This window comes from Mesorhizobium sp. M0954 (assembly GCF_040319155.1).
Lineage (GTDB): Bacteria > Pseudomonadota > Alphaproteobacteria > Rhizobiales > Rhizobiaceae > Mesorhizobium.
In genome coordinates this window covers 76186-101151 of record NZ_JAMYNR010000008.1, presented here as the reverse complement: position 1 = coordinate 101151, position 24966 = coordinate 76186, and the positions used below count along the sequence as shown (strand labels likewise).

Annotated in this window: 29 protein-coding genes; 12 read left to right on the top strand and 17 right to left on the bottom strand. The window is 64.5% G+C overall.

All coding sequences use genetic code 11. From position 1 onward, the window contains the following. Nucleotides 1-110: 110 nt before the first annotated feature. A complete protein-coding gene (locus NKH93_RS13320) occupies nucleotides 111-881 on the bottom strand; it encodes a class I SAM-dependent methyltransferase (protein WP_352451212.1) in 771 nt (256 codons plus the stop codon). Nucleotides 882-979: 98 nt separating this feature from the next. Here NKH93_RS13320 and gloB point away from each other — a divergent pair, with 98 nt between their 5' ends. Together gloB and NKH93_RS13310 are read left to right on the top strand one after the other, a co-directional pair. After that, complete coding sequence (gene gloB / locus NKH93_RS13315) at nucleotides 980-1747, top strand: hydroxyacylglutathione hydrolase (protein ID WP_352471442.1); 768 nt, start codon at nucleotides 980-982, stop codon at nucleotides 1745-1747. A gap of 21 nt (nucleotides 1748-1768) precedes the next feature. Then, nucleotides 1769-2197: a cupin domain-containing protein gene (locus NKH93_RS13310; RefSeq protein ID WP_352616071.1), complete on the top strand. Its 429-nt coding sequence runs from the start codon at nucleotides 1769-1771 to the stop codon at nucleotides 2195-2197. 4 nt (nucleotides 2198-2201) lie between these two features. Here NKH93_RS13310 and NKH93_RS13305 read toward each other — a convergent pair whose 3' ends face one another. The 3 genes from NKH93_RS13305 to NKH93_RS13295 are packed head-to-tail and all read right to left on the bottom strand — an operon-like array spanning nucleotide 2202 to nucleotide 4591. After that, nucleotides 2202-2873 (bottom strand): lysoplasmalogenase family protein, encoded by a 672-nt coding sequence (locus tag NKH93_RS13305; protein ID WP_352683102.1) that lies wholly within the window; start codon nucleotides 2871-2873, stop codon nucleotides 2202-2204. Next, nucleotides 2870-3757, bottom strand: coding sequence for an aromatic amino acid exporter YddG (gene yddG / locus NKH93_RS13300; protein ID WP_352683104.1), 888 nt, complete (start codon nucleotides 3755-3757; stop codon nucleotides 2870-2872). The genes NKH93_RS13305 and yddG overlap by 4 nt, the downstream gene beginning before the upstream one ends. A gap of 42 nt (nucleotides 3758-3799) precedes the next feature. Beyond that, nucleotides 3800-4591, bottom strand: a complete 792-nt coding sequence (locus NKH93_RS13295; RefSeq protein WP_352616079.1) for a DUF3108 domain-containing protein — start codon at nucleotides 4589-4591, stop codon at nucleotides 3800-3802. A gap of 612 nt (nucleotides 4592-5203) precedes the next feature. Here NKH93_RS13295 and rpmB point away from each other — a divergent pair. From rpmB to NKH93_RS13280, 3 genes are all read left to right on the top strand, one after another. Next, nucleotides 5204-5500, top strand: coding sequence for a 50S ribosomal protein L28 (gene rpmB / locus NKH93_RS13290; RefSeq protein ID WP_006328411.1), 297 nt, complete (start codon nucleotides 5204-5206; stop codon nucleotides 5498-5500). Nucleotides 5501-5582: 82 nt separating this feature from the next. Then, the gene (locus NKH93_RS13285) at nucleotides 5583-6263 is read left to right on the top strand and encodes a queuosine precursor transporter (protein WP_352451206.1); all 681 of its coding nucleotides are present in this window, start codon (nucleotides 5583-5585) and stop codon (nucleotides 6261-6263) included. Nucleotides 6264-6339: 76 nt separating this feature from the next. Beyond that, nucleotides 6340-7014, top strand: a complete 675-nt coding sequence (locus tag NKH93_RS13280; protein ID WP_352683106.1) for a spermidine synthase — start codon at nucleotides 6340-6342, stop codon at nucleotides 7012-7014. 56 nt (nucleotides 7015-7070) lie between these two features. Here NKH93_RS13280 and NKH93_RS13275 read toward each other — a convergent pair whose 3' ends face one another. From NKH93_RS13275 to NKH93_RS13250, 6 genes are all read right to left on the bottom strand, one after another. Further along, entirely contained in the window at nucleotides 7071-7553 is a 483-nt protein-coding gene (locus NKH93_RS13275) for an SRPBCC family protein (RefSeq protein ID WP_352683108.1), read from the bottom strand. Beyond that, nucleotides 7550-7918, bottom strand: a complete 369-nt coding sequence (locus tag NKH93_RS13270; protein WP_352683110.1) for an ArsR/SmtB family transcription factor — start codon at nucleotides 7916-7918, stop codon at nucleotides 7550-7552. The genes NKH93_RS13275 and NKH93_RS13270 overlap by 4 nt, the downstream gene beginning before the upstream one ends. Nucleotides 7919-8105: 187 nt before the next feature. After that, nucleotides 8106-9131, bottom strand: a complete 1026-nt coding sequence (locus tag NKH93_RS13265; RefSeq protein ID WP_352683112.1) for an esterase-like activity of phytase family protein — start codon at nucleotides 9129-9131, stop codon at nucleotides 8106-8108. After that, nucleotides 9128-11026: a cobaltochelatase subunit CobT gene (gene cobT, locus NKH93_RS13260; protein ID WP_352451202.1), complete on the bottom strand. Its 1899-nt coding sequence runs from the start codon at nucleotides 11024-11026 to the stop codon at nucleotides 9128-9130. The genes NKH93_RS13265 and cobT overlap by 4 nt, the downstream gene beginning before the upstream one ends. 11 nt (nucleotides 11027-11037) lie before the next feature. Next, complete coding sequence (cobS, locus tag NKH93_RS13255) at nucleotides 11038-12024, bottom strand: cobaltochelatase subunit CobS (RefSeq protein ID WP_352451201.1); 987 nt, start codon at nucleotides 12022-12024, stop codon at nucleotides 11038-11040. 123 nt (nucleotides 12025-12147) lie between these two features. After that, entirely contained in the window at nucleotides 12148-12777 is a 630-nt protein-coding gene (locus tag NKH93_RS13250) for a J domain-containing protein (RefSeq protein ID WP_036238769.1), read from the bottom strand. A gap of 133 nt (nucleotides 12778-12910) precedes the next feature. On the opposite strand from NKH93_RS13250, the gene NKH93_RS13245 reads away from it, so the two are divergent. Continuing rightward, the gene (locus tag NKH93_RS13245; RefSeq protein ID WP_352540216.1) at nucleotides 12911-13213 is read left to right on the top strand and encodes a BolA family protein; all 303 of its coding nucleotides are present in this window, start codon (nucleotides 12911-12913) and stop codon (nucleotides 13211-13213) included. 3 nt (nucleotides 13214-13216) lie between these two features. On the opposite strand, the gene NKH93_RS13240 is transcribed toward NKH93_RS13245, so the two are convergent. Genes NKH93_RS13240 through NKH93_RS13225 form a run of 4 tightly spaced genes read right to left on the bottom strand, consistent with a single transcriptional unit; the run spans nucleotide 13217 to nucleotide 16701 of the window. Further along, nucleotides 13217-14026, bottom strand: a complete 810-nt coding sequence (locus tag NKH93_RS13240; RefSeq protein ID WP_352918414.1) for an alpha/beta hydrolase — start codon at nucleotides 14024-14026, stop codon at nucleotides 13217-13219. Between the two features lie 40 nt (nucleotides 14027-14066). After that, on the bottom strand, nucleotides 14067-14963 hold the full coding sequence (locus tag NKH93_RS13235) for an HlyC/CorC family transporter (RefSeq protein WP_352471453.1): 897 nt from the start codon (nucleotides 14961-14963) through the stop codon (nucleotides 14067-14069). Beyond that, nucleotides 14960-16102, bottom strand: coding sequence for a 3-dehydroquinate synthase (gene aroB, locus NKH93_RS13230; RefSeq protein WP_352831624.1), 1143 nt, complete (start codon nucleotides 16100-16102; stop codon nucleotides 14960-14962). The genes NKH93_RS13235 and aroB overlap by 4 nt, the downstream gene beginning before the upstream one ends. After that, complete coding sequence (locus NKH93_RS13225) at nucleotides 16099-16701, bottom strand: shikimate kinase (protein ID WP_352471455.1); 603 nt, start codon at nucleotides 16699-16701, stop codon at nucleotides 16099-16101. Before NKH93_RS13225 ends, aroB begins: the two co-directional genes overlap by 4 nt. A gap of 158 nt (nucleotides 16702-16859) precedes the next feature. On the opposite strand from NKH93_RS13225, the gene NKH93_RS13220 reads away from it, so the two are divergent. From NKH93_RS13220 to NKH93_RS13200, 5 genes are all read left to right on the top strand, one after another. After that, a complete protein-coding gene (locus NKH93_RS13220) occupies nucleotides 16860-17009 on the top strand; it encodes a hypothetical protein (protein WP_023677884.1) in 150 nt (49 codons plus the stop codon). Further along, complete coding sequence (locus NKH93_RS13215) at nucleotides 17006-17914, top strand: site-specific tyrosine recombinase XerD (RefSeq protein ID WP_352540217.1); 909 nt, start codon at nucleotides 17006-17008, stop codon at nucleotides 17912-17914. The genes NKH93_RS13220 and NKH93_RS13215 overlap by 4 nt, the downstream gene beginning before the upstream one ends. A 99-nt stretch (nucleotides 17915-18013) precedes the next feature. Further along, on the top strand, nucleotides 18014-18964 hold the full coding sequence (locus NKH93_RS13210) for an acetyl-CoA carboxylase carboxyltransferase subunit alpha (protein WP_352471457.1): 951 nt from the start codon (nucleotides 18014-18016) through the stop codon (nucleotides 18962-18964). Between the two features lie 210 nt (nucleotides 18965-19174). Continuing rightward, nucleotides 19175-20503 carry a L,D-transpeptidase family protein gene (locus tag NKH93_RS13205; RefSeq protein WP_352918608.1) on the top strand — a complete coding sequence of 443 codons (1329 nt, stop codon included), beginning with the start codon at nucleotides 19175-19177 and terminating at the stop codon, nucleotides 20501-20503. 5 nt (nucleotides 20504-20508) lie between these two features. Further along, nucleotides 20509-20784: a sulfurtransferase TusA family protein gene (locus tag NKH93_RS13200; protein WP_352471458.1), complete on the top strand. Its 276-nt coding sequence runs from the start codon at nucleotides 20509-20511 to the stop codon at nucleotides 20782-20784. 194 nt (nucleotides 20785-20978) lie between these two features. Here the strand turns inward: NKH93_RS13200 and NKH93_RS13195 are convergent, their stop codons facing one another. Beyond that, on the bottom strand, nucleotides 20979-22106 hold the full coding sequence (locus NKH93_RS13195; protein ID WP_352918416.1) for a CobW family GTP-binding protein: 1128 nt from the start codon (nucleotides 22104-22106) through the stop codon (nucleotides 20979-20981). Between the two features lie 4 nt (nucleotides 22107-22110). Beyond that, the gene (locus tag NKH93_RS13190) at nucleotides 22111-23289 is read right to left on the bottom strand and encodes a D-alanyl-D-alanine carboxypeptidase family protein (protein ID WP_352918610.1); all 1179 of its coding nucleotides are present in this window, start codon (nucleotides 23287-23289) and stop codon (nucleotides 22111-22113) included. A 270-nt stretch (nucleotides 23290-23559) separates the two neighbouring features. Here NKH93_RS13190 and NKH93_RS13185 point away from each other — a divergent pair, with 270 nt between their 5' ends. Then, on the top strand, nucleotides 23560-24723 hold the full coding sequence (locus NKH93_RS13185; protein ID WP_352451192.1) for a M20 aminoacylase family protein: 1164 nt from the start codon (nucleotides 23560-23562) through the stop codon (nucleotides 24721-24723). 72 nt (nucleotides 24724-24795) lie between these two features. On the opposite strand, the gene NKH93_RS13180 is transcribed toward NKH93_RS13185, so the two are convergent. Then, on the bottom strand, nucleotides 24796-24939 hold the full coding sequence (locus NKH93_RS13180; protein ID WP_198023575.1) for a glycine zipper domain-containing protein: 144 nt from the start codon (nucleotides 24937-24939) through the stop codon (nucleotides 24796-24798). Between the last annotated feature and the right edge of the window lie 27 nt (nucleotides 24940-24966).

The window sequence follows — 24966 nt, the reverse complement described above, 5'->3', positions numbered from 1 at the left end:
CGGAGCAATGCCAAACCGGTCATAGGGATCGGCCGCACGGCCTTCAATCGGACAGCAAACCTGATATCGTCAGATAGGCGTGAAAAAGCACGTCTCGGATCACGAACGCGTCATCCTGGCGGTGCCGGGTGTTCGGCCCGCGACAGCCGGCCAAGCGTCGGCGCGCCATGCGGCGAGAGAACCGGCACGAAGACGCGGCGGGACGCGCGCTGGGCAACCGGCACGCCTTGATAGAGCCGCTTCTGCGCCTCGACGACGATAACGCCCGAAAAGATCGGCCAGAAGCGCCGGCCGGCGCGTTCCAGCACATTATGGAACTGCATCATGAAACGTCGCGGCGACGGCGGGAAGAACAGCGCATCGGACCACGCCGCCGGCGTGAAATTCGCTTCGCGCAGCAATTCGGTCAGCTGGCCGCGCGAGAACGGTCGGCCATTGCCGAAAGGCGTATGCTCGAAGCGTGCCCAGACACCGCGCCGGTTGGGCACGACGATGACGACACGGCCGGCCGGCGACAGCACCCGCCAGATCTCGTTCAGCGTCTCGCGCGGGTTCTCGACATGTTCGAGCGAATGGACGAGCAGCATGCGGTCGATGCAGGAATCGACCAGCGGCAGTTCCTCATCGAAGACCAGCGCGGTCGCCGTCGGCCCGGTCGCCGGCCAGACCACCGCGCCCTGTGTTGCCGGCATGAAGGCAAAGACACGCTCGGCATCGCTGCCGAAGCGTTCCAGCCACGGCAAGGTGTAGCCGAGGCCGACCAGCCGCTCGTTGGGCACGACGGCCCATATCGAGGACAGCGCCATGGTGATCGAGCGTTCGGCCAGGCGGCCGAGCGTGGTTGAATAAAACGAACGGAGATCGACAATGTCTGAATGCATGCGCGGAACGGTAGCTTCGAAGCAGTCCAAGTTCAACAAAGGCAGATGACATCGGCTGGCGGGCGCCCTATGTCTGCGGCAATAAAGGGAGAGATGCGATGCCGGTCGAGATCGAACAATTCATGTGCCGCAGCGACAATTTCGGCGTGCTGGTGCATGACCCGAAAAGCGGTCAGACGGCGCTCATCGATGCGCCCGAGGAGGCGCCCATCCTGGCGGCGATCAAGCGCACCGGCTGGACCCCGACGATGATCCTGACCACTCACCACCATCTCGACCACGTCGAGGCCAATCTGGCGCTGAAGGAGCGCTTCAAGCTGCGCATTGTCGGGCCGGAAGCCGAAAAGGCAAAGATTCCCGGCATCGACGAAACTGTCGAGCAAGGCTCGGTCGTCCATCTCGGCGACGAGCGGATCGAGGTCATCGCCACACCCGGCCATACCGCCGGCCATGTCACCTATCATCTGCCGGCGTCGAAAGTGGCATTCGCCGCCGACACGCTGTTTGCGCTCGGCTGTGGGCGGCTGCTCGAATGCAAGCCGCCGGTGATGTACGAATCCCTGAAGAAGCTCGCGGCGCTGCCGGCCGAGACGGTCGTCTATTGCGGCCATGAGTATACGCTGGCCAATGCCCGTTTCGCGCTCACCGTCGACCCGACCAATTCGGCGCTGAAAGAGCGTGCCGCCAAGGTCGAGGCGCTGCGCGCCGACGGCAAGCCGACGCTGCCGACGACGATCGGCGAGGAACTGTCGACCAATCCGTTCCTGCGCTGGCACGATCCGGCGATCCGCAGGCATCTCGGCCTGGAGAAGGCCTCCGACGCCGAAGTGTTCGCCGAGATCCGCAAGCGCAAGGACAATTTCTGAGCGGCGCCAGGAGCTAGGGTCATGACCAGTTCCGCCGAAATCATCGCCCTGCTCGGCCTGAAGCCGCATCCGGAAGGCGGCTGGTATGCCGAGACCTTTCGCGACGGCACGGCAGGCACGCGCGGGCATTCGACGGCGATCTATTTCCTCCTCGAGAAGGACCAATTGTCGGCCTGGCACCGGGTCAAGGACGCGGCCGAGGTCTGGCATTTCTATGACGGTGCGCCGCTGGCGCTGTCGATACACCGAGAAGGCGGTCCCGTCATCGAGGAGGTCCTCGGTACGGCGCTTGCCGCGGGCGAGCGGCCGCAGATCGTCGTGCCGGCAGGCTGGTGGCAGTCGGCACGCAGCCTCGGCGAATGGACCCTGGTCGGCTGCACCGTGGCGCCGGGTTTCGATTTCTCCGCCTTCGAACTCGCCGAACCAGGCTGGCTGCCGGGAACGCCCTAGGCACCTAGCCCAGCAGCAAACCCAGCGTGATCGCCAGCTGGCCGGCATAATACAGCGCCCAGACCCCATGGCGCACCCAAATGCGGTGCGCCGAGATGGCGGGCAGCAGGAACTTTTCCGCGGCGTGCAGCCCGTCGGACAGCATGAGCAGGATGACGCCGCCGACGACCCAGACGCTGTTCAGGGTGAGCGCCGCAATGCCCATGCCAAGCAGCGCCGCGGCATGGATGCCAATCGGCAAACGCAAGGCCGGGCCGGTGCGGCGCCAGAGCGCGAAAATCATCGCCAGCGCCAACACGGCCATCGCCAGGGCAATAATTCCTCGCCACGGTTCGGCCGAGAGCAGCCCGAGGCCGCTGCCGGCGCGCAGGAACAGCACGACGTAAAGCACATGCGCGGCAAGAAAACTGGCCGTGCCGCCAAGAAATGCCTTCTCGCCGTCGCGCGACAGGAAGGCGTCGCCGACGGCACTGACGCCCAGCGCGGCGACGAGCAGCCATGGGCCGCCCTGCTGCGCGACCAGCACCGCCAGCATCGCCACCGGCAATGTCCTTGCCGCCGACCGCGAAAGGCGCGGCGGCATGCCGAGGCTGAACGCGTAAATCACCGCCGCCGCCAGCGAAAATACCAGCGTCGCATTGGCATTGGCATCGATGCCGCCGGGAAACGGCATCATGCGTTTGCCTCGCTCGTGGCCCTCTTGCGCAGGAACAGCGATTTCGCCGCCAGTGCCGCGCCGCCGGTGATCAGCACGCAGGCGGCGAGGATGCGCCATGACGGCTCGGCGAAGCCGGCGGCGATCAGCACCAGGGTGGACAGCAGCGGCGCGGCATAGCTCGCCGCCCCCAGCACCTGGATGTTGCCGCGCTTGACGCCGATGTCCCAGGCATAGAACGCCGCCCCCACCGGCATTAGGCCGAGGCCGAGCACGGCCAGCCACTGGCCGGCGCCGTTGGGCAGCACCGTTTCTTCCAGCAACAGATGGCAGACCAGCGAAAGTGCCGCGGTGGCGGCGCAGAACCAGGTGACGATGCTGGTCGGCACCGACGGGAAGCGCCGCGACAACAGCGAATAGGACGACCACAGCACCGCGCAGACGCCGGCCATTGCATAGCCGAAGGCATAACGCGCATCGAAGGCAAGCCCGCCGCCCTTGGTGACGATCAGGACCGTGCCGGCAAGGCCGAGCAGCGCGCCGGCGACGTGGTTCCAGGCCAGCCGCTCGCCCGGCATCAGCGCCGACCCCAGCACGATCAGCAGCGGCCACAGATAGGCGATCAGGCTGGCCTCGACGGCCGGCGCATTGCGCAGCGCGGTGAAATAGAAGAAGTGGTAGCCGAACAGGCCGGCAATGCCGATCGCCCAAACCTGGCGCGGTATCTTCGCGGCGCCATCAGCTGCCGGCATGAACAGCCGGGCAACCAGCCCGACACAGGTGCCGATCGTGAAGGTGATTGCCGAAAGCAGGAACGGCGGCACGGCGCCCGAAGCATCCGTAAGCAGCGCCAGCAGCGCCCACATGGCGACCGCGGAGAAGCCGATCAGTGTTGCGCGCGCCATACCGGTCGCCCCCTGCCCATCGTTGGCGGCGCACCGTCACGCCTATTCGTTTGCTTCGAACCGCTCCGCACTGATCGTCAACGGGCCGATTTGCGTGCTGACCGTGGCGCGGATCGGCGCATATACGCCGCTTTGGCCGACCGGTGCAAACGTCACCATGATGCGGCTGCGTTTCTTCAGGTAGTTCAGCGCCTTGCGGTTCTTGCGGTAACCGGCCACCGGCTCGAAGCCCAGCCTGCAGGTGACCGTATCGCCCTTGTAGCCGGCCACCGAGATCGACCCTTTGGACTCGTAGGTCAGTTTCAGATCGGCACGCATTTCGCCGTCATAGAGCTTCACCGTGCGCCCGCAGACCTGGTCGAGGCTGTCGGCATGGATGACGGTGGCGGCCATCGGATCGAGGACCGATACGAGATGGCTGCCGACCAGCGGTATCCAATTCTCGGGATTGCGCTTCTTCGGCTCAGGCACGACCTTGGTCGAGGTGACGACGCCGTTGGCAAACTGGATGTCGATCATCGATGCCTTCTTGCCGGACGTGTAGTCGGCGTGGAACGCTTGCGGCTGCAACTGCTTGCCCGAAATCTTGCCCTTCGACGAGATCGTGCCTCGCGTATCGTCGAACAAAGTGGCGAGCCCGGCGGCGGAAACGCTGCCCTCGATCGAATAGCTGTCACCCTCGTACTGGCTGGAGAATTTCGCCTTGGCCACGGAGAGGCCGAGGAACGACACCGAATATTCGCCCGTGAAGGATTGCGGCTCAGCGGCCGAAACCGTCGTCGAAAGCGCGACGGCCATCAGCACGACCAGGGCATGGAGGAAAGAACGAGGCATGGCGGGTCCTTGATTGTCGACCGGACGGGGCGGCTCCGGTCTGGCATGTCCCTGTGCGACCGCTTATAGGCTGAATTCCGGCCTTAATGTGAAAGGCGCCGTCGGCAGGCAACGTTGGGGCTGGTCGACAGCCAAAATAAAAAACCCGCCTCGGCGGGCGGGTCGTTGGAGCCAATTAGCACCATACCGAAATTAGTAGCATAGCTGCCGGCACAAAGCAAGAACAAAATGTGGCCACCTGGAAAATCGCTACAGGTTTGCGCAGCCCCTCATCGCCCTGCCGGGCACTTCTCCCCGTATAGGGACGGGGAGAAGGTCGCCTTGCAAAGGGTTTCGCCAATTTGCGAAGTTGCAGAAGCGCCGAGCCTGCGGCCAAGCCCCTTCTCCCCGTCACTATACGGGGAGAAGGTGCCGGCAGGCGGATGAGGGGCAGCGCCGGCATCGGTCATCTTTTGATTGATTCCCTTGGCACTAACCAACCCCAAGCTTGACGCCTCGGCGAAATGCAACTATGGAACGCCAACTTTTTCCATAAGGCCGCCTGACCGAAACCGCGCGCCACCCGGCGCGGGTCGAATGTTTGGCCAGGACCGAGAACCGAAGGTTAGAACCATGTCCCGCACCTGCGAACTCACTGCCAAGGCAGTCATGTCCGGCAACAATGTGAGCCACGCCAACAACAAGACCAAGCGTCGCTTCCTGCCCAATCTCGTCAATGTGACGCTGATCTCGGAAGCGCTGAACCAGAACGTGCGCCTGCGCATTTCGGCCAACGCGCTGCGTTCGGTCGAGCATCGCGGCGGCCTCGACGCCTTCCTGGCCAAGGCCGATGCCAAGGAATTGTCGCAGCGCGCCCGCCTGTTGAAGAAGCAGATCGCCAAGAAGCTCGCCGAGCAGCCGGCCGCCTGAGTTTTTCGGCGGCAGCCGCCTTCCAGGGCGTGGTCCGAACTCCGGATCGCGTTCCGCTGGTTCCATTACCCAGGATAAAAAAATGATTTTCCTCTCGCGGTACCTGCCCTTCGTGGCGGCCATGGCGCTCGTCGTCGTGGCCTCGAACATCCTCGTGCAGTTCCCGATGCAAGGCGCAATCGGCGGGCTGTCGCTGGCCGACATCCTGACCTGGGGCGCCTTCACCTATCCGTTCTCCTTCCTGGTCACCGATCTCGCCAACCGCCGCTATGGGCCGGCGGTGGCGCGCAGGATCGTCTTTGTCGGCTTCATGACAGCGGTGATCTGCTCGATCGTCATCCCACCGCTGCTGTTTCGCCACGGCCTGATCGAATTCGAGACCGCCGCCGACCGGCTGGTGCGCATTGCCGCGGCGTCGGGTGCCGCCTTCCTCACCGCGCAGTTGCTCGACGTCACCGTGTTCAACCGGCTGCGCCGGCAGAGCTGGTGGCGCGCACCGATCGTCGGCACGCTGGTCGGCTCCGTTTTCGATACGGTGGTGTTTTTCACCGTCGCCTTCGCGGCGGCGTTCGCCTTCGCCGGGCCCAACGACGGCTTTGCGCTGGAAACCGCGCCGCTGATGGGCGTGCTGCCGGTCGAGACGATGCGCTGGGTCTCCTGGGCGCTCGGCGATCTCAGCGTCAAGCTGATCATAGCGGTGGTGGCGCTGATCCCCTACCGGCTGCTTGCCGCCCGCTGGAGCCAGCCGGCACTGGCAGCATGATCCCGAACCAAAGGTCCGCGTTAGCGAAAAGTGGGAACCGGTTTTCGGACAAGATCATGCTCAAAGACTATCGAGCATGATCCCCTGGCTTCAACTGGACTCGGCAAAAACGCCTGACGGCGGACAGGAACTCCGCCTGAAGCGGCGCGGCGGCGAATTCTCGATCATGCTTGGCGCGAACGAGCTGATGAACAGCCGGCTCAGCGGTTCCGAAGAGGCGCTGGCGAAACTGTCCTGCCAAAGGATTGCCGGCCGCCGGACCCCAAACATCCTGATCGGCGGCCTCGGCATGGGCTTTACCTTGCGCGCGGGGCTGGCCGAGCTTGCCGACGACGCCCAGGTCACCGTTGCCGAACTGGTGCCGGCGGTCGTGATTTGGGCGCGCGGCCCGATGGCCGAGCTGTTCGGCGGCTGCCTTGACGACCCGCGCGTCAGCATTCGTGAGGCCGATGTCGGTCAGCTCATCCGATCGCAAGCTTCGGCCTGGGACGCGATCCTGCTCGATGTCGACAACGGCCCCGAGGGCATCGTCTACAAGGCCAACGATGCGCTCTACAGCGCAGCCGGCCTGATCAGCGCGAGAGCAGCTCTCAAGCCCGGCGGTGTGCTGGCGGTCTGGTCGCAGGGCCCTGACGCAGGTTTCACCCGAAGGCTCAAGCAGGCCGGCTTCACGGTCGAGGAGGTCAAGGTGCGGGCTCACGGCAAGCGCGGCGCCCGGCACATCGTCTGGCTCGCGACCAAGGGGCAATAGGCCACCTCGCAATCCGGGCGGGCCTTGTGGTCGCCGCCCGCCACGCCGACGAACCTCTACTTCGCCTTCTGAAGCTCGGCGGCGAGCGCCTGCAGCAGCCCGCGTGTGCCCTCCTCGCGCCCTTGCGCTGAATCGACGCCATCGAAGAACGCACCCTGTTCGGTATAGGTCAGGCGGGTGCCCTCGCCGGAAGGTGCAAGCTCGACCGTGGTGAGCGACGCCGACAGCGGCTGCGCCCCGACCGCCATCCGGTATGAAAATACGATGCGCCGGTCAGGGACGATGTCCTGGAACTGCGCATCGAGCCTGATCTCCGGGCCGCCCTGGTAGCTGAACCGCGAAACCTCGCCGCCGCCGACACGGAAATCGAAGGTGAATTCGGCGATGGTGAAGCCGTCGCCTTCGACGCGCCAACGCCGCACCGTCGCCTTGTCGGCAAAGGCGAGGAAGACGCGTTCGCGCGATTGCGGGTAGGTCCGCTCGATCGTGAAGCTTGAATGGATGACGGACTGGTCGTTCACGGGGGCAATCTGGTTCATTTCTTTTCGTCCTTTTCCTGCTCGTGGAGTGTTGCTTTCGATTGGTCAGTCTCCGCCAGGATCTGGCCGAGACGGTCGAGCTGGCGTTCGGCCGGCGTACGGCGCGCGGCGATCCAGTCGGCAAGCGGGGCTAGCCCGCCGGGCTCGATCCGGCAGGTGCGCACGCGCCCGATCTTTTCGCTGCGGATCAGCCCGCACGCTTCAAGCACCTGGAGGTGCTGGAGCACGGCGGCGAAGGTCATGCCGAACGGCTCCGCCAACTGGCTGACGGTGGCCGGCCCGCGGCTCAGCCTTTCCAGGATTGCCCGGCGCGTCGGCTCGGCAAGAGCCCGCAGGATGCTGTCAATCTCGGAATACTTAAGCATGGACTTGAGTATTTCGCCGATGACACAAATTGTCAAGTCACGACTAAAGTATTTTGCAGATGGTGAGAGCCGGCTGGAAAACCCGCGACGCGGGTCATTGCCAGGGGAAATTGCAAGGGAAATTGCCTGCGCTGCAAAACGGCGCGGAAACGCCAGCGATGCTGTCAGCCAGCAGGCCGGTCGCGCGTCAATCCTCGTGCAGCACAAATTCCAGGTAAAGATTGCGCTGCAGGATCGAGTGGTTGTCGTCGGACATCAGCGCCACGATCAGCGCGCCATCGTCGCGGGTCCAGACGTCGAGCGCTTCCATGTTGTCGATCTGGTAGCCCATGTCGGCTTCGAGCAGCACCGGCCCGTCGGCGACGGCGCCCTTCTCGACGCTTTCGCCATAGATGCGCCGCAGCCGCATCTTGACGCCGCCGGCCATCGAAAAACTGCGCTCCAGAAGCAACAGGTCGCCGTCCGGCAGGAAGGCGCCGTCGGTGATGTCGAAATCGCCATTGCGCTTGACGGTGAAGACGCCCTTGTGCGGCCCTTCGATGATCGCGGCAAAGATGTTGCCGGCCTTGTCGAGGCTCTTTTCCGACACCACGACCAGTCCGCCCGCGTGCTGCCCGTTGGGGTTGGCGCGGGTGACGGTCTCAAAGCCGCGATTGCGGCGAAGTTCCCAGGCTGGAATCAGGAAGCCCAATTGCCTGAACGGCGCCTTCATGCCGTCCGGATCGATCTTGAACTCTGCGATACGGTGATCGCCCTCGAAACCGACCGTGGCAATGCCGTCCTTGACCGCGAGGCCTTCGGCATCGACCGCCCATTTCTCGTCGATCGGCTGACCGGCCGCATCGACCATCTGCTGCATGCGAAAATTCTGGATGCCGGAAGGCCGCTTCTCGGCATCGTGGACGAGGGTGCCGAAGAACCAGAAGCCGGTGTCGGCGACGCCGATGAAATCGCTGCCGGGCTCGAGGAACCGAAGTGCCGACAGCGCGCCGAAATCGCGCGTCGACGAGGTCATTTCGAGCCCGCCGATGAATTCGAGCGGCCCGAACTGTTTGTCCGGCCGGCCGATGTGGAATTCGCTGATCGGCCGTGCCGAGATTTCGGCCGGCTCGACCGAGGCCGGCCCGGCAGCGACAGCCGGCGCCAAACTGACGCCCAACAACGCAATGGCGGCCAAAAGCTTCTGCCAAAAGCCGCCGCGGGAAAAAATCATCCGGCGCGCCGCATGCCGCCGCGCCGCGTGTCGCGCACGGTTTCCTCGGCGAACAGTGAGGCCAGCTGCTCGGTCATGGCGCCGGCCAGTTCTTCGGCATCGACGATGGTGACGGCGCGGCGATAGTAGCGGGTGACGTCGTGGCCGATGCCGATGGCCAAAAGCTCGACCGGCGAGCGCGTCTCGATGAGCTCGATGATGGCCCGCAGATGCCGCTCGAGATAATTGCCCGGATTGACCGACAGCGTCGAATCATCGACCGGCGCGCCGTCCGAGATCATCATCAGGATCTTGCGCTGCTCCGGCCGCGCGATCAGCCGGTTGTGCGCCCACAGCAGCGCCTCGCCGTCGATGTTTTCCTTGAGCAGGCCCTCGCGCATCATCAGGCCGAGGTTGCGGCGCGCCCGCCGCCACGGATGGTCGGCGGATTTGTAGATGATGTGGCGCAGATCGTTGAGCCGGCCGGGGTTCGGCGGTTTGCCTTCCTTCAGCCATTTCTCGCGCGCCTGTCCGCCCTTCCAGGCGCGGGTGGTGAAGCCGAGGATTTCGACCGAGACGCCGCAGCGTTCCAGCGTGCGCGCCAGGATGTCGGCGCAGGTCGCGGCGACGGTGATCGGCCGGCCGCGCATCGAACCCGAATTGTCGAGCACCAGCGACACCACCGTGTCGCGAAATTTGGTATCGCGCTCCTGCTTGAAGGACAAAGGCTGCATCGGGTCGATGACGACGCGCACCAGCCGTGCCGGATCGAGATAGCCTTCTTCGAGATCGAAATCCCAGGAGCGGTTCTGCTGCGCCATCAGACGGCGCTGCAGCCGGTTGGCCAGCCGCCCGACGACGCCGGAAAGGTTGGCGAGCTGCTTGTCGAGGAAGGCGCGCAGCCGGTCGAGCTCCTCCTCCTCGCACAGTTCCTCCGCACCAACGGTCTCGTCGAAGGCCGTGGTGAAGACCTTGTAGTCGATCTCTTTCGGGAGATTGGTGAAGGGGTTGTCGTTGCGGCGCGCCTCGCCGGGCGTCTCCGCATCGGCGTCGTCATCGTCGGAGAGATCCTCGGCGGTAGCGTCGGAGGCTTCCGTCTCGGCCGATTGCTCGTCGTCCGACGATGCCTCGGTATCCTCGGACTGCGACTGCTCGGAGCCCGAATCGTCTTCGCCGCCCTCCTCGCTCTGCTCCTCGCCTTGCGGCTGGTTTTCGTCGTTGTCCTCGGAGTCTTCCGTCTCCTGGTCATCGCCGAGCTCCTCGGCCATTTCCATGGAGGCGAGCATCTCGCGCACGACGCGGGCGAACGCCTGCTGGTCATCGAGCTTTGCCGACAGCCCGTCCAGATCGGCACTGGCTTTTTCCTCGACCCAGGGGCGCCAGAGATCGACCAGCCGTTCGCCGCTCTTCGGCACAGTGCGGCCGGTCAGCTTTTCGCGCACCATCAGCGCCAGCGCTTCCTCGATCGGCGCGTCGGCCTTGTCCTTGACGTCGACGAGGTTGGCCCTGGCGTATTTGTCCTCGAGCATCGAGCCGATATTGTCGGCGACGCCCTGCATGGCGCGGCTGCCGATCGCCTCCACCCGGGCCTGCTCGACCGCGTCATAGATGGCGCGGGCCTGTTTGCCTTCCGGGGCCAGCCTGGTGTGGATGCGCGCATCGTGGCAGGCGCGCTTCAGCGCCATGGAATCGCCGAGCCCGCGGGTGATGGCGATGTCCGCCTTCGACGCTTTCTTCGGCAGTTCCGGCAGCCGGGCGCGGCTGCCGGCCAGCGCCGGCCGATCCTTGGCGAAACCGACCTCGAGATCCTTGTCGCCGGCGATGGCGCGCATGCAGACGGTGACGGCGCGCTTGAAGCTGTCGTTCTCAGCGCCGGTCTTGGATTTGTTTCGCGTGTTGTCGCCCGGACCCGCCATCGAGACTCTGCTTAGCCCAGCACCACATTCGCCGCCGATTCCGGCAGATCCTCGCCGAAGGCGCGTTGGTAGAACTCGGCGACCAGCGAGCGTTCGAGCTCGTCGCATTTGTTGAGGAAGGTCAGCCGGAACGCCATGCCGATATTGCCGAAGATTTCGGCATTCTCGGCCCAGGTGATGACCGTGCGCGGGCTCATCACCGTCGACAAATCGCCGTTGATGAAGGCTGAGCGCGTCATGTCGGCAACCCGCACCATCTTGTTGACGATCTCCTTGCCCTTGCCGTCGCGATAGTGCTTGGCCTTGGCGAGCACGATGTTCACCTCATTGTCGTGCGGCAAATAGTTCAGCGTGGTGACGATCGACCAGCGGTCCATCTGCGCCTGGTTGATCTGCTGGGTGCCGTGATAGAGGCCGGTGGTGTCGCCGAGGCCAACCGTGTTGGCGGTCGAAAACAGCCGGAACGCCGGGTGCGGGCGGATCACCCGGCTCTGGTCGAGCAGCGTCAGCCTGCCCGACGATTCCAGCACGCGCTGGATGACGAACATCACGTCCGGGCGGCCGGCATCGTACTCGTCGAAGCACAGCGCGACATTGTGCTGGTAGGCCCAGGGCAGGATGCCGTCGCGGAACTCGGTGATCTGCAGCCCGTCCTTGACGACGATGGCGTCCTTGCCGACGAGGTCGATACGGCTGACATGGCTGTCGAGATTGACGCGCACGCAAGGCCAGTTGAGCCGGGCGGCGACCTGCTCGATATGCGTCGACTTGCCGGTCCCGTGATAGCCCGACACCATGACCCGACGGTTGTAGGCAAAGCCGGCGAGGATCGCCATGGTCGTGTTCTTGTCGAACAGGTAGTCCGGGTCGATGTCGGGGACATGCTCGCTCGTCACCGCATAGGCCGGCACCACCATCTTGGAGTCGAAGCCGAATGTCTCCTTCACCGACACCGTGGTGTCGGGCAGGTTGGCGATGTCGCGATCGACCTTGTTCATCTCTATCAACGTCTCCACAAGCGAAACGCCGCGTTTCGCCGGCAATCGATTTTGTTCGGGGGCGGTCTTAGAGCCTTTTCCAACCTTATGAAAGTTGGAAAACGACACGAACCGTAAGGTCGCTCAGCACAAACCTGCCTGCTTGAGCACGCGATACGCCTGGAGCACATCGCGGAACCGGTCTTCCGAACCTCTGTCGCCGCCATTCGCATCCGGATGGTGGCGTTTCACAAGTTCCTTATAGCGCGCCTTGATATCCTTGCCAGTTGCCTTTGTATCAAGGCCAAGCGTTTCCAGTGCCTTGGCCTCAAGCGGCTTGGCCTTGCGCTCGCGTGCTTCGCGCGGGTCCTTCGGGCCTTTGAACAGGTCGAACGGATCGCGCATGCGATTGTAGTAGCCGGCGCGACCGGAGCGCGCCTGGGCAAAGTCCGGCGAGGAGCGGGTCGATGCGCCGTTGACGCCCATTTTCCAGGTCGGCCGGTGGCCGGTCATGGCTTCCTTCTGGAAGCGGGCGATCTCGGTGTCGGGAACGCCCGAGAAATAATTGAAGCCCTTGTTGTACTCGCGCACATGGTCGAAGCAGAACTGGAAATACTCGCCTTCCTTCATCCGTCCGACCGGGGCACGGTGGGTACCGGCCTCCTTGCAGCCATCCCACTGGCAGATCGGCGAACGCGACTTCAGCTCCGCGTCCTTCTCCGGGCGGATGCGAATCTTTTCGAAATATTTTGGGTACGGCTTCATCTCACCCATTTATGGGCTGTTCGCGCATGCGAAACAAGAATTGACATTTTCGCGATGATCGCCCTAACCGCTGAATCGCGGCATAAAACCGGCGAATTGCGAATTTTGTGCGATGACATAGATGTGGTGAAGGGAAGCGGCGATGTCCATACAGGCAACGATGGAAGATAAGCTGAAAAAGGCGTTTTCGCCGGAACGGCTGGACGTCATCAACGAAAGCCATCTCCATGCCGGGCATCATCATGTGGATTCCGGCCATCACGCCACCTTCGACGGCGCCGGCGAGACGCATTTCCGCGTCCGCATCGTCGCGCCAGCCTTTGCCGGCATGAGCCGCGTCGAACGTCACCGCGCCGTCAACACATTGCTGGCCGAGGAATTGAAATCCGGCGTGCATGCCCTGGCGATCGAGCCGGCAGCGCCCGGCGAAAAGACCCGCTGGTAGATTTCAGCCGAGGCTCGCCCTCAGGAAAGCCATCACCGCTGCGGTCAATGCATCGCCCTCGGTGCCGAAGTCGCGATTGATCGACATGTGCGAATAGGCGCCGCCGTCGAACAGCGTGACCCTGGTTCCGGTGGCGCGCAGACGCCCGGCGAAGGCCTGCGCGTCCGCCGCGCGGGCTTTCGCCCGCGAATGGGCGATGAAGGTCGGCGGGTGCTTGCGCCCTTCCACATAGGTGACAGGCGACAGCGCGCGCCACTGTGCCGGATCGGGAAAGGCGCGGGCATAGACCCCTGCCATGCCGCCGCTTCTGGCCAGCGCCTCCAGATCGTAGGCCCTGGTGTCGTCGAGAACCAGCGCCGCGACGCCGGGCAGGCCGCCGCGCAGCCCGGTCAATGCGACGAGATGGCAGCCGGCCGAATGGCCCATGGCGACGATCCGGTCCGGATCGCCGCCATGCCTGGCGATGTTGGCGCGGACGTAACGATAGGCCAGTTCGACATCTGCCGCCTGGGTGGCGACGTCGGCCTTGGGCAGCATCCGGTAGTCGATCGAGACGAAGCAGAAGCCATTGTCGAGCAGGAATTGCGGCTTGGCATTGACGTTGCCGCGGTTGCCGACTCGCCAGGCGCCGCCATGGACGAAAAAGACGACCGGCAGGCCGCTTGCGCCGTCGAGGGAATAAATGTCGAGCTTGGCCGGCCCATAGTGGAAGGTTTCGGGCGACGGCGAACGCAGCCGCAATGCCGCCGCAGCCTGTCCCGGCAGCAGCGCCGCCATCGACGCCAGAAGCAGGCTTCGCCGATCGATCTTCATCAACGCCTGACTGCCCACGGCTGCCACAAGGTGCGCACTGTCATTCTCCAAGCATCGCCGGCTTGATCCTCAGCCGCGCGATACGGTTCTTGTCGCGCTTCATGACGACGAAGCGCTTGCCGTGAAACGTAAAAGCCTGCTTTTCGTCCGGGATCGACTGCGCCTCGTGGATGACAAGGCCGGCGATGGTGGTGGCTTCCTCGTCCGGCAGGTTCCAGTCGAGCGCCCGATTAAGGTCGCGGATCGGCACCGTGCCGTCGACGACGACGGAGCCGTCGGCCTCCTGCTTGACGCCCTGGATGTCGATGTCGTGCTCGTCGGCGATCTCGCCGACGATCTCCTCGATGATGTCCTCCAGCGTCACCAGCCCTTCGACCTCGCCATATTCGTCGACGACGATGGCGAAATGCGCCTTGCGGCGCAGGAAGGCATTGAGCTGCTCCTGAAGCGTCGTGGTGTCGGGCACGAACCACGGTTTCGACGCGATCTTCATCACGTCGATCCTGGAAAAATCGTTGCCGACCTCGTTCAGCGCGCGCAGCAGATCCTTCGCGTGCAGCACGCCGACAATGTTGTCGAGCGAACCCTTCCACAACGGCATGCGGGTGTGCGGGCTCTGCAGGATCTCGCGAACCACCGCTTCGGGCGGGTCGTCGGCGTTGACCGAGCGCATATTGGTGCGGTGGACCATGACGTCCGACACTTCGAGCTCCTCGAGGTCGAACAGGCCGCCGATGCGGGCGCGGTCCTCGCGCACCACCTGGCCGTCGCGGCGGAAATCGTCGACGGCGCCGCGCAGTTCCTCGCGCGCAGAGCGCTGCGGCTCCATGCGTTGCAGCTCGTAGCCGAAGGCGGCGAGCAGGCGCCGGCGCAAGACGAAGCCCAGCACGCCGAGGCCGGCGAGCACGGCAGCCGCGATCCAGCCGGCCTGGCTCATCCCGGCCGGCTTTCCTGCCGACCCGGATGGTTCTCCCGGAGGAACGCCAGCACTTCCGAGGCCGGCACATCCCTGGCGATGAAGGCCTGGCCGACGCCGCGCGTCAGGATGAAGGTCAGCGCGCCGCGCGACACCTTCTTGTCCTGGGTGATGAAGGAGAACAGCGTCTCGGCGTCGGGCAGTTCGCCTGGAATGTCGGCCATCCGCCAGGGCAGACCGACGGCGCGAAGATGCGCCTCGACACGCGCCGCGTCGTCGGGGCTCGCCAAATTGAGCCTTGACGAAAAGCGGTGCGCCAGCGCCATGCCGATGGCGACGCCCTCGCCATGCACGAGCCTTGCGCCGTCATAGCCGATCGCCGCCTCCAGCGCATGACCGAAGGTGTGGCCGAGATTGAGCAACGCGCGGTCGCCGGTCTCGAACTCGTCGCGGGCAACGACGTCGGCCTTGGCACGACAGGCCTCGGCGATGGCCGCAGCCCGCTCCGGCCCGCCGGCAAACACTTGACGCCAGTTTTCTTCCAGCCAGGCGAAAAACTCGGGCCGGTCGATCAGCCCGTATTTGGCCAGTTCGGCATAGCCGGCGCGAAACTCGCGGATCGGCAGCGTGTCGAGCACTTCGGTGTCGGCCAGCACCAGCTTCGGCTGGTGGAATACCCCGACCAGGTTCTTGCCGCGCTTGCTGTTGATGCCGGTCTTGCCGCCGACGGAGGAATCGACCTGCGCCAGCAGCGAGGTCGGAACCTGCACAAAGTTCATGCCGCGCCGCGCGATGCCGGCGGCGAAGCCGGCCAGGTCGCCGATGACGCCGCCGCCGAGCGCGATGACGACATCGCCGCGCTCCAGCTTGGCGGCCAGCACGCCGTCGACCACCTCCTCGAGATGCGCAAAGCTCTTGGTCTTTTCGCCTGGCGGCAGCGTGATGACGGCATGTTGGATGCCACCGCTTGCCAGGCCGGCCGCAAGCGCTGCGAGATGCGCGCTAGCGACGTTTTCGTCGGTGACGACCGCCGCCCGCGTTCCCGGCAGACGGCGCGAGATCTCGGCGCCGGCGCGTGACAGCAGGCCGGGGCCGATCAAAATGTCGTAGGCACGCTCGCCAAGCCCGACTTCGACAGTGACCGTTGCATCAGCGCTCACGACCGCACCTCGTCGATGCCGGCAACGCCAAGATGGCCGCGCAGCGCGTCCACCACTTCGGCGGCAATGATCTCCTTGCGGTCGTCGCGGGTCGGCACGACGACATCGGCCGCGGCATAAACCGGGTAGCGTTCCGCCATCAGCCGTTCAAGCACGGCGCGCGGATCGGCGCTTTTCAGCAGCGGCCGGTTCTGTTTCTTGGAAACGCGCTCCATCAACAGGTCGATCTCGGCCTTCAGCCAAACCGAAACGCCATGGCTGGCGATCGCCTCGCGCGTCTGCGCGTTCATGAAGGCACCGCCGCCGGTCGACAGCACCTGCGGCCCGTGCTCCAGCACACGCAGGATGACGCGCTGCTCCAGTGCCCGGAACTCCGCCTCGCCATAGCGCTCGAACAGGTCCGGGACGCTCATGCGCGAGACGCTTTCGATCTCCTGGTCGCTGTCGATGAAGGGCAGTGCCAGCATCGCCGCCACCTTGCGGCCGATCGCCGTCTTGCCGGCGCCCATCAGCCCGACAAAGACGATGGAACGGCCGCCCAGCCGGCCGAGCAGCGCGGCATGGCTCTCGCCCGGAGGATTTGCTGGTAGCGCGTTCATGCTTCTAGAGCCTCTTTGGCGGCGTATCGACATCAAAAGCCTGTTTGCGTCAAGCGCGGCGCAACCGGGACTATGGGCTTCACCCTTGAATTGGCCGGATTGGCGTCTCATAAGGGCACAGGGTTGGAAATGCAGAATAAGACGACGGGCGAAAATTAATGCCAACACTGTTTCGCTTTGTCGTGACGCTCGCGATTCTGGCCGGCATTGTCTATGGCGCGATGTTCGCCCTGGTCATGTTCGTCGAGCCGAGGAAGGCGGAAATGAGCGTGCGTATCCCTCCGGAAAAGCTCAATCCCAAAAAATGAACAGCGCCGCTCGCATCGAAGCCTTCCTGGAGATGATGAGCGCCGAGCGCGGCGCCGCCGAAAACACGCTTTCCTCCTATCGCCGCGACCTCGAAGATGCTTCCGCCGGGATCGGCGGTGGGCTTGCCGCTGCCACCAGCGCCGACATCCGTGCCTATCTCGACGACATCGCCGCGCGCGGCTTTGCCGCCACCTCGCAGGCGCGCAAATTGTCGGCGATCCGGCAGTTCTTCAAGTTTCTCTATGCCGAGGGCCTGCGCGGCGACGATCCGACCGGCACGCTGGACAGCCCGAGGAAGGGCCGGCCGCTGCCGAAGACGATGAGCGAAGCCGATACCGGCCGGCTGCTCGACCGCGCCGCGCAGGAGGCCTCCATGCATGGCGCCGACAGGCTGGCGGCGCTGCGCCTGCACGCGCTGGTCGAGGTGCTCTACGCCACCGGCTTGCGCGTTTCGGAGCTGGTCGGCCTTCCCGTGACGGTGGCGCAGCGCGACGACCGCTTCTTCATGGTGCGCGGCAAGGGCAACAAGGAGCGCATGGTGCCGCTGTCGGCCAAGGCGCGCACGGCGATGCGGACCTGGCTTGCCGCCCGGGCGGCGGTGCCGGCTCTTGCCGACAGCCCGTTCCTGTTTCCGGCCGCCGCCGACAGCGGCTATCTCTCGAGACAGGTCTTTGCCCGCGAGCTGAAAGCGCTTGCCGCACGGGCCGGCATTGCCGCGGCGAAGATATCGCCGCATGTGCTGCGACATGCTTTCGCCAGCCATCTCTTGCAGAACGGCGCCGATCTCAGGGCCGTGCAGCAGCTGCTCGGCCATGCCGATATTTCAACGACGCAGATCTACACGCATGTGCTGGAGGAGCGGCTGGTGCGTCTGGTCAACGATCATCATCCGCTTGCCGACTAGGCGTCATGTCGCTATGTGAGAACGACGCTCCACCGCGCCCAGCCTGCATTTTCGGGCTTGCGTCAGTCATTGCCTTCCGACTTGCCGGTTCGCCCAAGAATGTACAATTACCTCGATTTCGAAAAGCCTGTGCAGGATCTCGAAGGCAAGATCCTTGAGCTGAAGAAGCTTGCCGAGAACGGCGAGGCGGTCGACGTCGGCGATGAGATCGCACGTCTCGAGAAGCGCTCGCGCGATGCGCTGCGCGACGCCTACAAGGCGCTGACGCCATGGCAGAAGGTGCAGGTGGCGCGCCATCCGGACAGGCCGCATTGCATCGACTACATCAAGGGCCTGCTTACCGATTTCACGCCGCTTGCCGGCGACCGCAATTTCGGCGAGGACCAGGCGATCGTCGGCGGCTTCGCCCGCTTTCGCGGCGAGCCGGTGGCGATCATCGGCCAGGAGAAGGGTTCCGATACGGCAAGCCGGCTGAAGCATAATTTCGGCTCGGTGCGGCCGGAGGGCTACCGCAAGGCGGTGCGGCTGATGGAACTCGCCGACCGCTTCCAGATCCCGCTGCTGACGCTGGTCGACACGGCCGGCGCCTATCCCGGCGTCAACGCCGAAGAGCGCGGCCAGGCGGAAGCCATCGCCCGCTCGACCTCGGCCTGCCTTGGCCTGAAGGTGCCGTCGATCTCGGTGGTGATCGGCGAAGGCGGCTCGGGCGGCGCTATAGCGATCGCCACCGCCAACCGCGTCTACATGCTCGAACACGCCATCTATTCGGTGATCTCGCCGGAGGGCGCCGCCTCGATCCTGTGGCGCGATACCACGCGGTCCAAGGATGCTGCGACCAATATGAAGATCACGGCGCAGGACCTGCTGGAGCTGAAGATCATCGACGCCATCATCGCCGAGCCGCTCGGCGGTGCCCATCGCGCCCCCGAAACGGTGATCGCCGCCACCGGCGACCTCATCGCCAGGACGATGAAGGAATTCTCCGGCGCCAACACCGACTTCCGCGAGCATCGCCGCGAGAAATACCTGGCGATGGGCCGCAATCTGTAACCAACGCAGGCACGCGGCCTGAAATGTGGCGGCGTGAACCAGTTTCGCCACAAAAATGCCGCTGCATTCGGCTCAGTGAGCTTAACGTAAGGGGACGCGCCGCATGCTTGCGGTAAGGAATTTTCAAGGTTAACGGGCTTAAGGTCCGTCAGCGGTCGGTTTAGCAGCTGCGGCATCCGCGGCGCAGAGATGAAGACGATAGCCATATCCATGTTTGCCAAGCTTGCCCGCACCGGAGTTCTGATCGCTGCGATCGGCGTCGCCGGCTGCAATGACGCTTCGATGAAGGATTTTGCGCCGCAAGCCAACAAGCCGCTGCCGGACAAGATCCTGGCCGAGATGAAGGCCAAGGGAATGGTCCGCACCTCTTCGGTGATGGCCCGCATCTTCAAGGAAGAAGGCAAGCTCGAAATCTGGAAGGCCAAGACCAACGGCCGCTACGACCTGGTCGCCAGCTACGACATCTGCAAATGGTCGGGCAAGCTCGGACCGAAGTTCACCGAAGGCGACCGCCAGGCGCCGGAAGGCTTTTACACGGTCCGCCCGGCACAGATGAACCCGCGGTCGAATTATCACCTGTCCTTCAACATCGGCTACCCGAACGCCTATGACCGCGCCAATGGCCGCACCGGTTCCAACCTGATGGTCCATGGCGCCTGCTCGTCGTCCGGCTGCTATTCGATGACCGACGCCCAGATCGAGCAGATCTACGCTTTCGGCCGCGACGCCTTCCAGGGCGGCCAGACCGAGTTCCAGATCCAGGCTTTTCCGTTCCGCATGACCGCAGCCAACATGGCGCGCTATCGCAACGATCCGAACTACGAATTCTGGAAGATGCTGAAGGTCGGCTACGACAATTTCGAGGTTACCAAGGTGCCGCCGAAAGTCGACGTCTGCGAGAAGCGCTACGTCTTCAACCAGGTAGCGGCCGACGGCTCGACGTTTAATCCGACCGGCGCTTGCCCTGTGACCACCCAGCCCGATTCGCTGAAGAGCGCCATCAACGCCTATCAAAGCACCTATGAGGCGGCCTTCAACGGCGCCATGAAGGCCAGCGTGCCGGCACCCAAGCCGACCATCGCCGGGATCAAGGAAGCCAGCATCGTTTCCGACTGGTCGAAACGGCGTGCGCGCGGCGAACGCGTGCCGATCGAGCCGCCCTCGCTCAACCCGGACGGCACGGTGGCCGAAACGGCACGCATGGGCCGCATCGATTCGCCGGCGGGTCGCAAGATGGCAGCGCTCGACGCCGAAAAGGCTGCCAAGCAGAAGGCCGAGGAACAGCGGCTTGCCGCGATAGAAGCGGCGAAGGCAGCGAAAGCGGCAGCCAAGGCGCAAGCCCTGGCCGAGAAGGAAGCCGCCAAGGCGCAGGCATTGGCCGAAAAGGATGCTGCCAAGTCGGCGGCCGAAGCGCCTGTCGCGACCGCAACCGTCGCGCCATCCGCGGAGGCCGTTCCGGTCGCCGAAACGCAGGCTGCGGACGCCGAAAGCACGGCGACAAGGCTGAAGAAGAAACTGCTCGGCATGTTTGGCGGCTGAGGTTCATGCTTGAACAGGAAGATGGGGGCCAGGAAGACAGGCCCTCAACCAGCCCCGCTGCCGTCTACGACCTCAAAGGCTTGAACTGCCCGTTGCCCGTGCTCAAGGCAAAAAAGCGCCTGGCCGCAATGCAGCCGGGCAGCCGCCTGTGGCTCGAAACCACCGACCCGCTCGCCGTCATCGACATTCCCGCCTTCTGCGCCGAGAGCGGCCATCGGCTGATCGAAACGACGGCGATGGCAGGCGGCCACCGCTTCCTGGTCGAGCGCGGGATCGACTGAGTCTCGACTTAGCTCGTTCTGGCGAAAGCGGCTGAGCGGGATAATCTCCCCCCTTGAGGGGGAGATGGCCGGCAGGCCAGAGGGGGTTGCCGCGCGTGAAGCGCCAACCTTTTCTTTCGTCCCACAGGGGGTCGCGCCAGCCGAGGCGACCCCCTCTGTCGCCTTCGGCGACATCTCCCCCTCAAGGGGGGAGATCACGATCCGGCAATAGCCAGCGGGTTGCTTTCCAGTGCTGCGCGATCCGGCGTGTCGATCGACGGCCGGTTGGTGAAGGCGGCGAACAGCCGCCGGACATAGTCTTCGGGCATGTCGAGCGTGATCAGCACCAGTCTGGTGCCGCGCTGGCTGTCCGGCCAGGCCGGCAGTTGCACCGGCGGATGCAGGATCTTCTGCACGCCATGGATAACCAGCGGCCGCGACCGGTCTTCTGCAAGCTCGATGACGCCTTTCATCCGCAAAAGGCGCTCGCCATGCGCCGAGCGCAACAGATCGAGGAACATCTCGATTGCCGAAAACGGCACCGGCCCGTCATGAACCAGCGAATACGAACGCACACGGGAATCGTGCCTGTGGTCATGGTGATCATGGTCGGCATGGTCATGCTCGTCGTGATCATGCCCGTCGTGATCATGCCCGCCGTGGTCATGGTCGTGGCCGGCTTGTTCGCCCAGCCAACGCTGCACATCGACGGATTTGGTGGCCGGATTGTAGAGGCCGCTATCGAACAGGGTCGCGGTGCTTGCCTCGCCCGCGTCGAGCACCACGGCGCCCGGGTTGAGCTGCCTGAGCCGCGCCCGCAACGCCTCGACATCGCCTGCATCCGTGGTCAGGTCGGCCTTGCTGAGCACCATGCGATCGGCGACGGCCACCTGCTTCACCGCCTCGACATGCGCATCGAGCGTCGCATTGCCGTTGACGGCATCGACCAGGGTGATGACGCCGTCGAGCCGGAAGGCCTGGACCAGGGCGGGGTGTGCCATGATCGACTGCAGTACGGGGGCGGGATCGGCGAGCCCGGTGGTCTCGACGATGACGCGGGCAAGCCGGTCGATGCGGCTGGTCTGCAGCCGGTCGACGAGGTCAGCCAGCGTATCGACCAGCTCGCCGCGCACCGTGCAGCAGAGACAGCCGTCGGAGAGCTGGATGATGCCGTCGGAGGCCTGCTCGACCAGGAGATGGTCGATCGCCACCTCGCCGAACTCGTTGATGATGACGGCGGTGTCGGCGAGCGCCGGATCCCGGAGCAGCCGGTTGAGCAGCGTCGTCTTGCCGGCACCGAGAAAGCCGGTGAGCACCGAAACGGGGATCGGGAAGCCGGCCATGCGGCTAGTTCAGCGCCTTGGCCGGCTGCTGGACCTGCGCGGCGGTGGCGGATCCGGCCACAACTGGCTCGGCGCCGGCCGGCGGCGCCCGGTCCGGCCGCCATGTCGGCAGCGGCACGTCGGCATATTCCTGCCCGGAAGCGTCGACCATCGCCTTCGGCTTCGGCCCCGTGGCGCCGCCGAGGCCGACGGCGATCAGCGTCGGCACATGGTCGAGCTTTTCCTGATAGGGCGATTTCGGCACGTCCTTGCCCTTGTCGCCGACCGCGGGGGCGGCCTCCGACTGCTCCTCGACCGGCTTCTTCTTGCAGATTTCGTCATTCATGTCGTTGGCCGACATGGTGTCCCCATAGGCGGGCAGCGCCGCGACCGTCAGCCAGCTCGGCGCCGGGGTTGCAAAACCCTGGTCGAGCAGTTTTGCCGCCGCCTCGGCGCGGGTGACTGCCGATCGTTCGCCGAGCACCACGGCGACCAGGGTGCGGCCGTTGCGGGTCGCCGAGCCGATCATGTTGAAACCGGACGAGCAGACGAAACCCGTCTTCATGCCGTCGGCACCCGGATAGCGGCCGATCAGCAGGTTGTAGTTGGAGATCGCCTTCTTGCCGACGGCAAGGCCTTCGATCGAGAACCAGGGGACATATTGCGGAAATTCCTTGCGAATCGCCATCACCAGCAAAGCGAGATCGCGCGCCGTCGTATACTGGTCCGGCGAATAGAGCCCGTTCGGATTGACGAAATGGGACCCGCTCATGCCGAGCCTCTGCGCTTCGGCGTTCATGCGCTCGGCGAAAGCCGCTTGCGAACCGCCGATATTCTCGCCGACCGCCATGGCGATATCGTTGGCCGATTTGACCAGCATCATCTTCAGCGCATTGTCCAACCGCATCACCGAGCCCGGCTTGAAGCCCATCTTGCTCGGCGGCTCGCCGGCGGAATGTTTCGTTACCTTGATCGGCGAATCGAGCTGGACCTCGCCCGCGGCAATCGCCCGAAACGCCACATAGGCGGTCATCAGCTTGGTCAGCGACGCCGGGTACCAGCGCCTGAACGCCTCCTTGTGCTGCAGGATCTTGCCGCTGTTCAGGTCGAACAGGATTGTCGGATTGGCCAAGGCAGGCCCGGCCAGCGACGCAAGCACCACCGTGCCAGCCACCAACAGTCTGAGGAAATGCCTGTAGCGCATCATGAAAACCGAAATAGCCTCTTGCCGCAGTCGCACCTGGCTCCGTAAGATTTCGTTACACGATCGCCAGGATAATGGTCCGGCCCTCTGTTCCCGGACCACAGTCGCGGTGCTATTTACTCTATGTGACGTCAACATGGCAAAGTGCTGCCGATCACAACGTGGAAGCAGCAGCACAATGCAAAGCAGCGTGCATGGTTGCAAGGCAGCAGGCACAATTGCAAAGCAGCAGGCCAAGACCGCCTGCTCCAACAGCGAAATGGAACCATCATGCCGATCCTGAACCGAGCCGCCGAAATGCAGGACGAGGTGGCCGGCTGGCGCCGCCATTTGCACCAGACGCCGGAGCTGAATTTCGACGTCTTCAAGACCGCCGCTTTCGTCACCGAGAAGCTGAAGGCTTTCGGCTGCGACGATATCGTGACGGGTTTGGGCAAGACCGGCGTCGTCGGCATCATCCGCGGCCGCCACGGCGAAGGGTCGACCATCGGCCTGCGCGCCGACATGGATGCCCTGCCGCTCAACGAGATCACCGGCAAATCCTATGCCTCGACCGTCCCCGGCAAGATGCACGCCTGCGGCCATGACGGCCACACCGCTATGTTGTTGGGTGCCGCCAAATACCTCGCCGAAACGCGCAATTTCGCTGGCTCCGTCGCGGTCATCTTCCAGCCGGCCGAAGAAGGCGGCGGCGGCGGCAACGAGATGGTCAAGGACGGTATGATGGAGCGCTTCGGTATCTCCAAGGTTTTCGGCATGCACAACATGCCGGGCCTGCCGGTCGGCCAGTTCGCCATCAGGCCGGGCCCGATCATGGCGGCGACCGCCGAATTCACCATCACCGTCAAGGGCCGGGGCGGCCACGCGGCGATGCCGCACGGCACCATCGATCCGATCGTCATCACCAGCCAACTCGTCGGCGCATTGCAGACGATCGCCTCGCGCAGCACAGATCCGGTCGAGGCGGTGGTCGTCTCGGTGACGAAATTCCATGCCGGCGACGCCTATAACGTCATTCCCGAGACCGCCGAGATCGCCGGCACCGTACGCACGCTGAAGAAGGAAGTCGCCAAGAAGGCAGAGGAGCGCATCCGCGCACTTTGCCAAGGCCTGGGCGCTGCCTTCGGCGCGACAATCGAGGTTGATTACAATGCCAATTACCCCGTCACCTTCAACCATCCGGAAGAGACGGTCTTTGCCAGCGACATCGCGGCCGACGTCGCCGGCGACAGCCATGTGCACCGCGCCATCCAGCCGGTGATGGGCGGCGAGGATTTCTCCTACATGCTTGAAGCGCGGCCGGGCGCCTTCATCTTCATCGGCAACGGCGATACCGCCGGCCTGCACAACCCAGCCTACGACTTCAACGACGAGGTCATCCCGCACGGCATGAGCTATTGGGTGAAGCTGGCGGAAACAGCGCTGGCGGCGTAGCCATTCGGCATCGGCGGTGCGGCAACCGCCGCACCTCTGGGCGGCAAAACCGGGCAGGACATGTTCTGCTGGTCACTTCCGGCCGGACGACTTCCGGGCAAGGCCGAAGGCAATGCCCAGAGCAATACCTATACCGATGCCCGCAACAATGTTGTCCAACACGACGCCGATAGCCACGCCGATCACGACGCCGAGTGTGAGGTGTTTGGCATCCATTATGCCCGGTCATGTAGCGTGGAAGGG

What these genes read in the sequence shown, in the direction of transcription:
- NKH93_RS13320 (WP_352451212.1), bottom strand. Translation starts at nt 881, where the DNA reads ATGCATTCAGACATTGTCGATCTCCGTTCGTTTTATTCAACCACGCTC.
- gloB (WP_352471442.1), top strand. Translation starts at nt 980, where the DNA reads ATGCCGGTCGAGATCGAACAATTCATGTGCCGCAGCGACAATTTCGGC.
- NKH93_RS13310 (WP_352616071.1), top strand. Translation starts at nt 1,769, where the DNA reads ATGACCAGTTCCGCCGAAATCATCGCCCTGCTCGGCCTGAAGCCGCAT.
- NKH93_RS13305 (WP_352683102.1), bottom strand. Translation starts at nt 2,873, where the DNA reads ATGATGCCGTTTCCCGGCGGCATCGATGCCAATGCCAATGCGACGCTG.
- yddG (WP_352683104.1), bottom strand. Translation starts at nt 3,757, where the DNA reads ATGGCGCGCGCAACACTGATCGGCTTCTCCGCGGTCGCCATGTGGGCG.
- NKH93_RS13295 (WP_352616079.1), bottom strand. Translation starts at nt 4,591, where the DNA reads ATGCCTCGTTCTTTCCTCCATGCCCTGGTCGTGCTGATGGCCGTCGCG.
- rpmB (WP_006328411.1), top strand. Translation starts at nt 5,204, where the DNA reads ATGTCCCGCACCTGCGAACTCACTGCCAAGGCAGTCATGTCCGGCAAC.
- NKH93_RS13285 (WP_352451206.1), top strand. Translation starts at nt 5,583, where the DNA reads ATGATTTTCCTCTCGCGGTACCTGCCCTTCGTGGCGGCCATGGCGCTC.
- NKH93_RS13280 (WP_352683106.1), top strand. Translation starts at nt 6,340, where the DNA reads ATGATCCCCTGGCTTCAACTGGACTCGGCAAAAACGCCTGACGGCGGA.
- NKH93_RS13275 (WP_352683108.1), bottom strand. Translation starts at nt 7,553, where the DNA reads ATGAACCAGATTGCCCCCGTGAACGACCAGTCCGTCATCCATTCAAGC.
- NKH93_RS13270 (WP_352683110.1), bottom strand. Translation starts at nt 7,918, where the DNA reads ATGCTTAAGTATTCCGAGATTGACAGCATCCTGCGGGCTCTTGCCGAG.
- NKH93_RS13265 (WP_352683112.1), bottom strand. Translation starts at nt 9,131, where the DNA reads ATGATTTTTTCCCGCGGCGGCTTTTGGCAGAAGCTTTTGGCCGCCATT.
- cobT (WP_352451202.1), bottom strand. Translation starts at nt 11,026, where the DNA reads ATGGCGGGTCCGGGCGACAACACGCGAAACAAATCCAAGACCGGCGCT.
- cobS (WP_352451201.1), bottom strand. Translation starts at nt 12,024, where the DNA reads ATGAACAAGGTCGATCGCGACATCGCCAACCTGCCCGACACCACGGTG.
- NKH93_RS13250 (WP_036238769.1), bottom strand. Translation starts at nt 12,777, where the DNA reads ATGGGTGAGATGAAGCCGTACCCAAAATATTTCGAAAAGATTCGCATC.
- NKH93_RS13245 (WP_352540216.1), top strand. Translation starts at nt 12,911, where the DNA reads ATGTCCATACAGGCAACGATGGAAGATAAGCTGAAAAAGGCGTTTTCG.
- NKH93_RS13240 (WP_352918414.1), bottom strand. Translation starts at nt 14,026, where the DNA reads ATGAAGATCGATCGGCGAAGCCTGCTTCTGGCGTCGATGGCGGCGCTG.
- NKH93_RS13235 (WP_352471453.1), bottom strand. Translation starts at nt 14,963, where the DNA reads ATGAGCCAGGCCGGCTGGATCGCGGCTGCCGTGCTCGCCGGCCTCGGC.
- NKH93_RS13225 (WP_352471455.1), bottom strand. Translation starts at nt 16,701, where the DNA reads ATGAACGCGCTACCAGCAAATCCTCCGGGCGAGAGCCATGCCGCGCTG.
- NKH93_RS13220 (WP_023677884.1), top strand. Translation starts at nt 16,860, where the DNA reads ATGCCAACACTGTTTCGCTTTGTCGTGACGCTCGCGATTCTGGCCGGC.
- NKH93_RS13215 (WP_352540217.1), top strand. Translation starts at nt 17,006, where the DNA reads ATGAACAGCGCCGCTCGCATCGAAGCCTTCCTGGAGATGATGAGCGCC.
- NKH93_RS13210 (WP_352471457.1), top strand. Translation starts at nt 18,014, where the DNA reads ATGTACAATTACCTCGATTTCGAAAAGCCTGTGCAGGATCTCGAAGGC.
- NKH93_RS13205 (WP_352918608.1), top strand. Translation starts at nt 19,175, where the DNA reads ATGTTTGCCAAGCTTGCCCGCACCGGAGTTCTGATCGCTGCGATCGGC.
- NKH93_RS13200 (WP_352471458.1), top strand. Translation starts at nt 20,509, where the DNA reads ATGCTTGAACAGGAAGATGGGGGCCAGGAAGACAGGCCCTCAACCAGC.
- NKH93_RS13195 (WP_352918416.1), bottom strand. Translation starts at nt 22,106, where the DNA reads ATGGCCGGCTTCCCGATCCCCGTTTCGGTGCTCACCGGCTTTCTCGGT.
- NKH93_RS13190 (WP_352918610.1), bottom strand. Translation starts at nt 23,289, where the DNA reads ATGCGCTACAGGCATTTCCTCAGACTGTTGGTGGCTGGCACGGTGGTG.
- NKH93_RS13185 (WP_352451192.1), top strand. Translation starts at nt 23,560, where the DNA reads ATGCCGATCCTGAACCGAGCCGCCGAAATGCAGGACGAGGTGGCCGGC.
- NKH93_RS13180 (WP_198023575.1), bottom strand. Translation starts at nt 24,939, where the DNA reads ATGGATGCCAAACACCTCACACTCGGCGTCGTGATCGGCGTGGCTATC.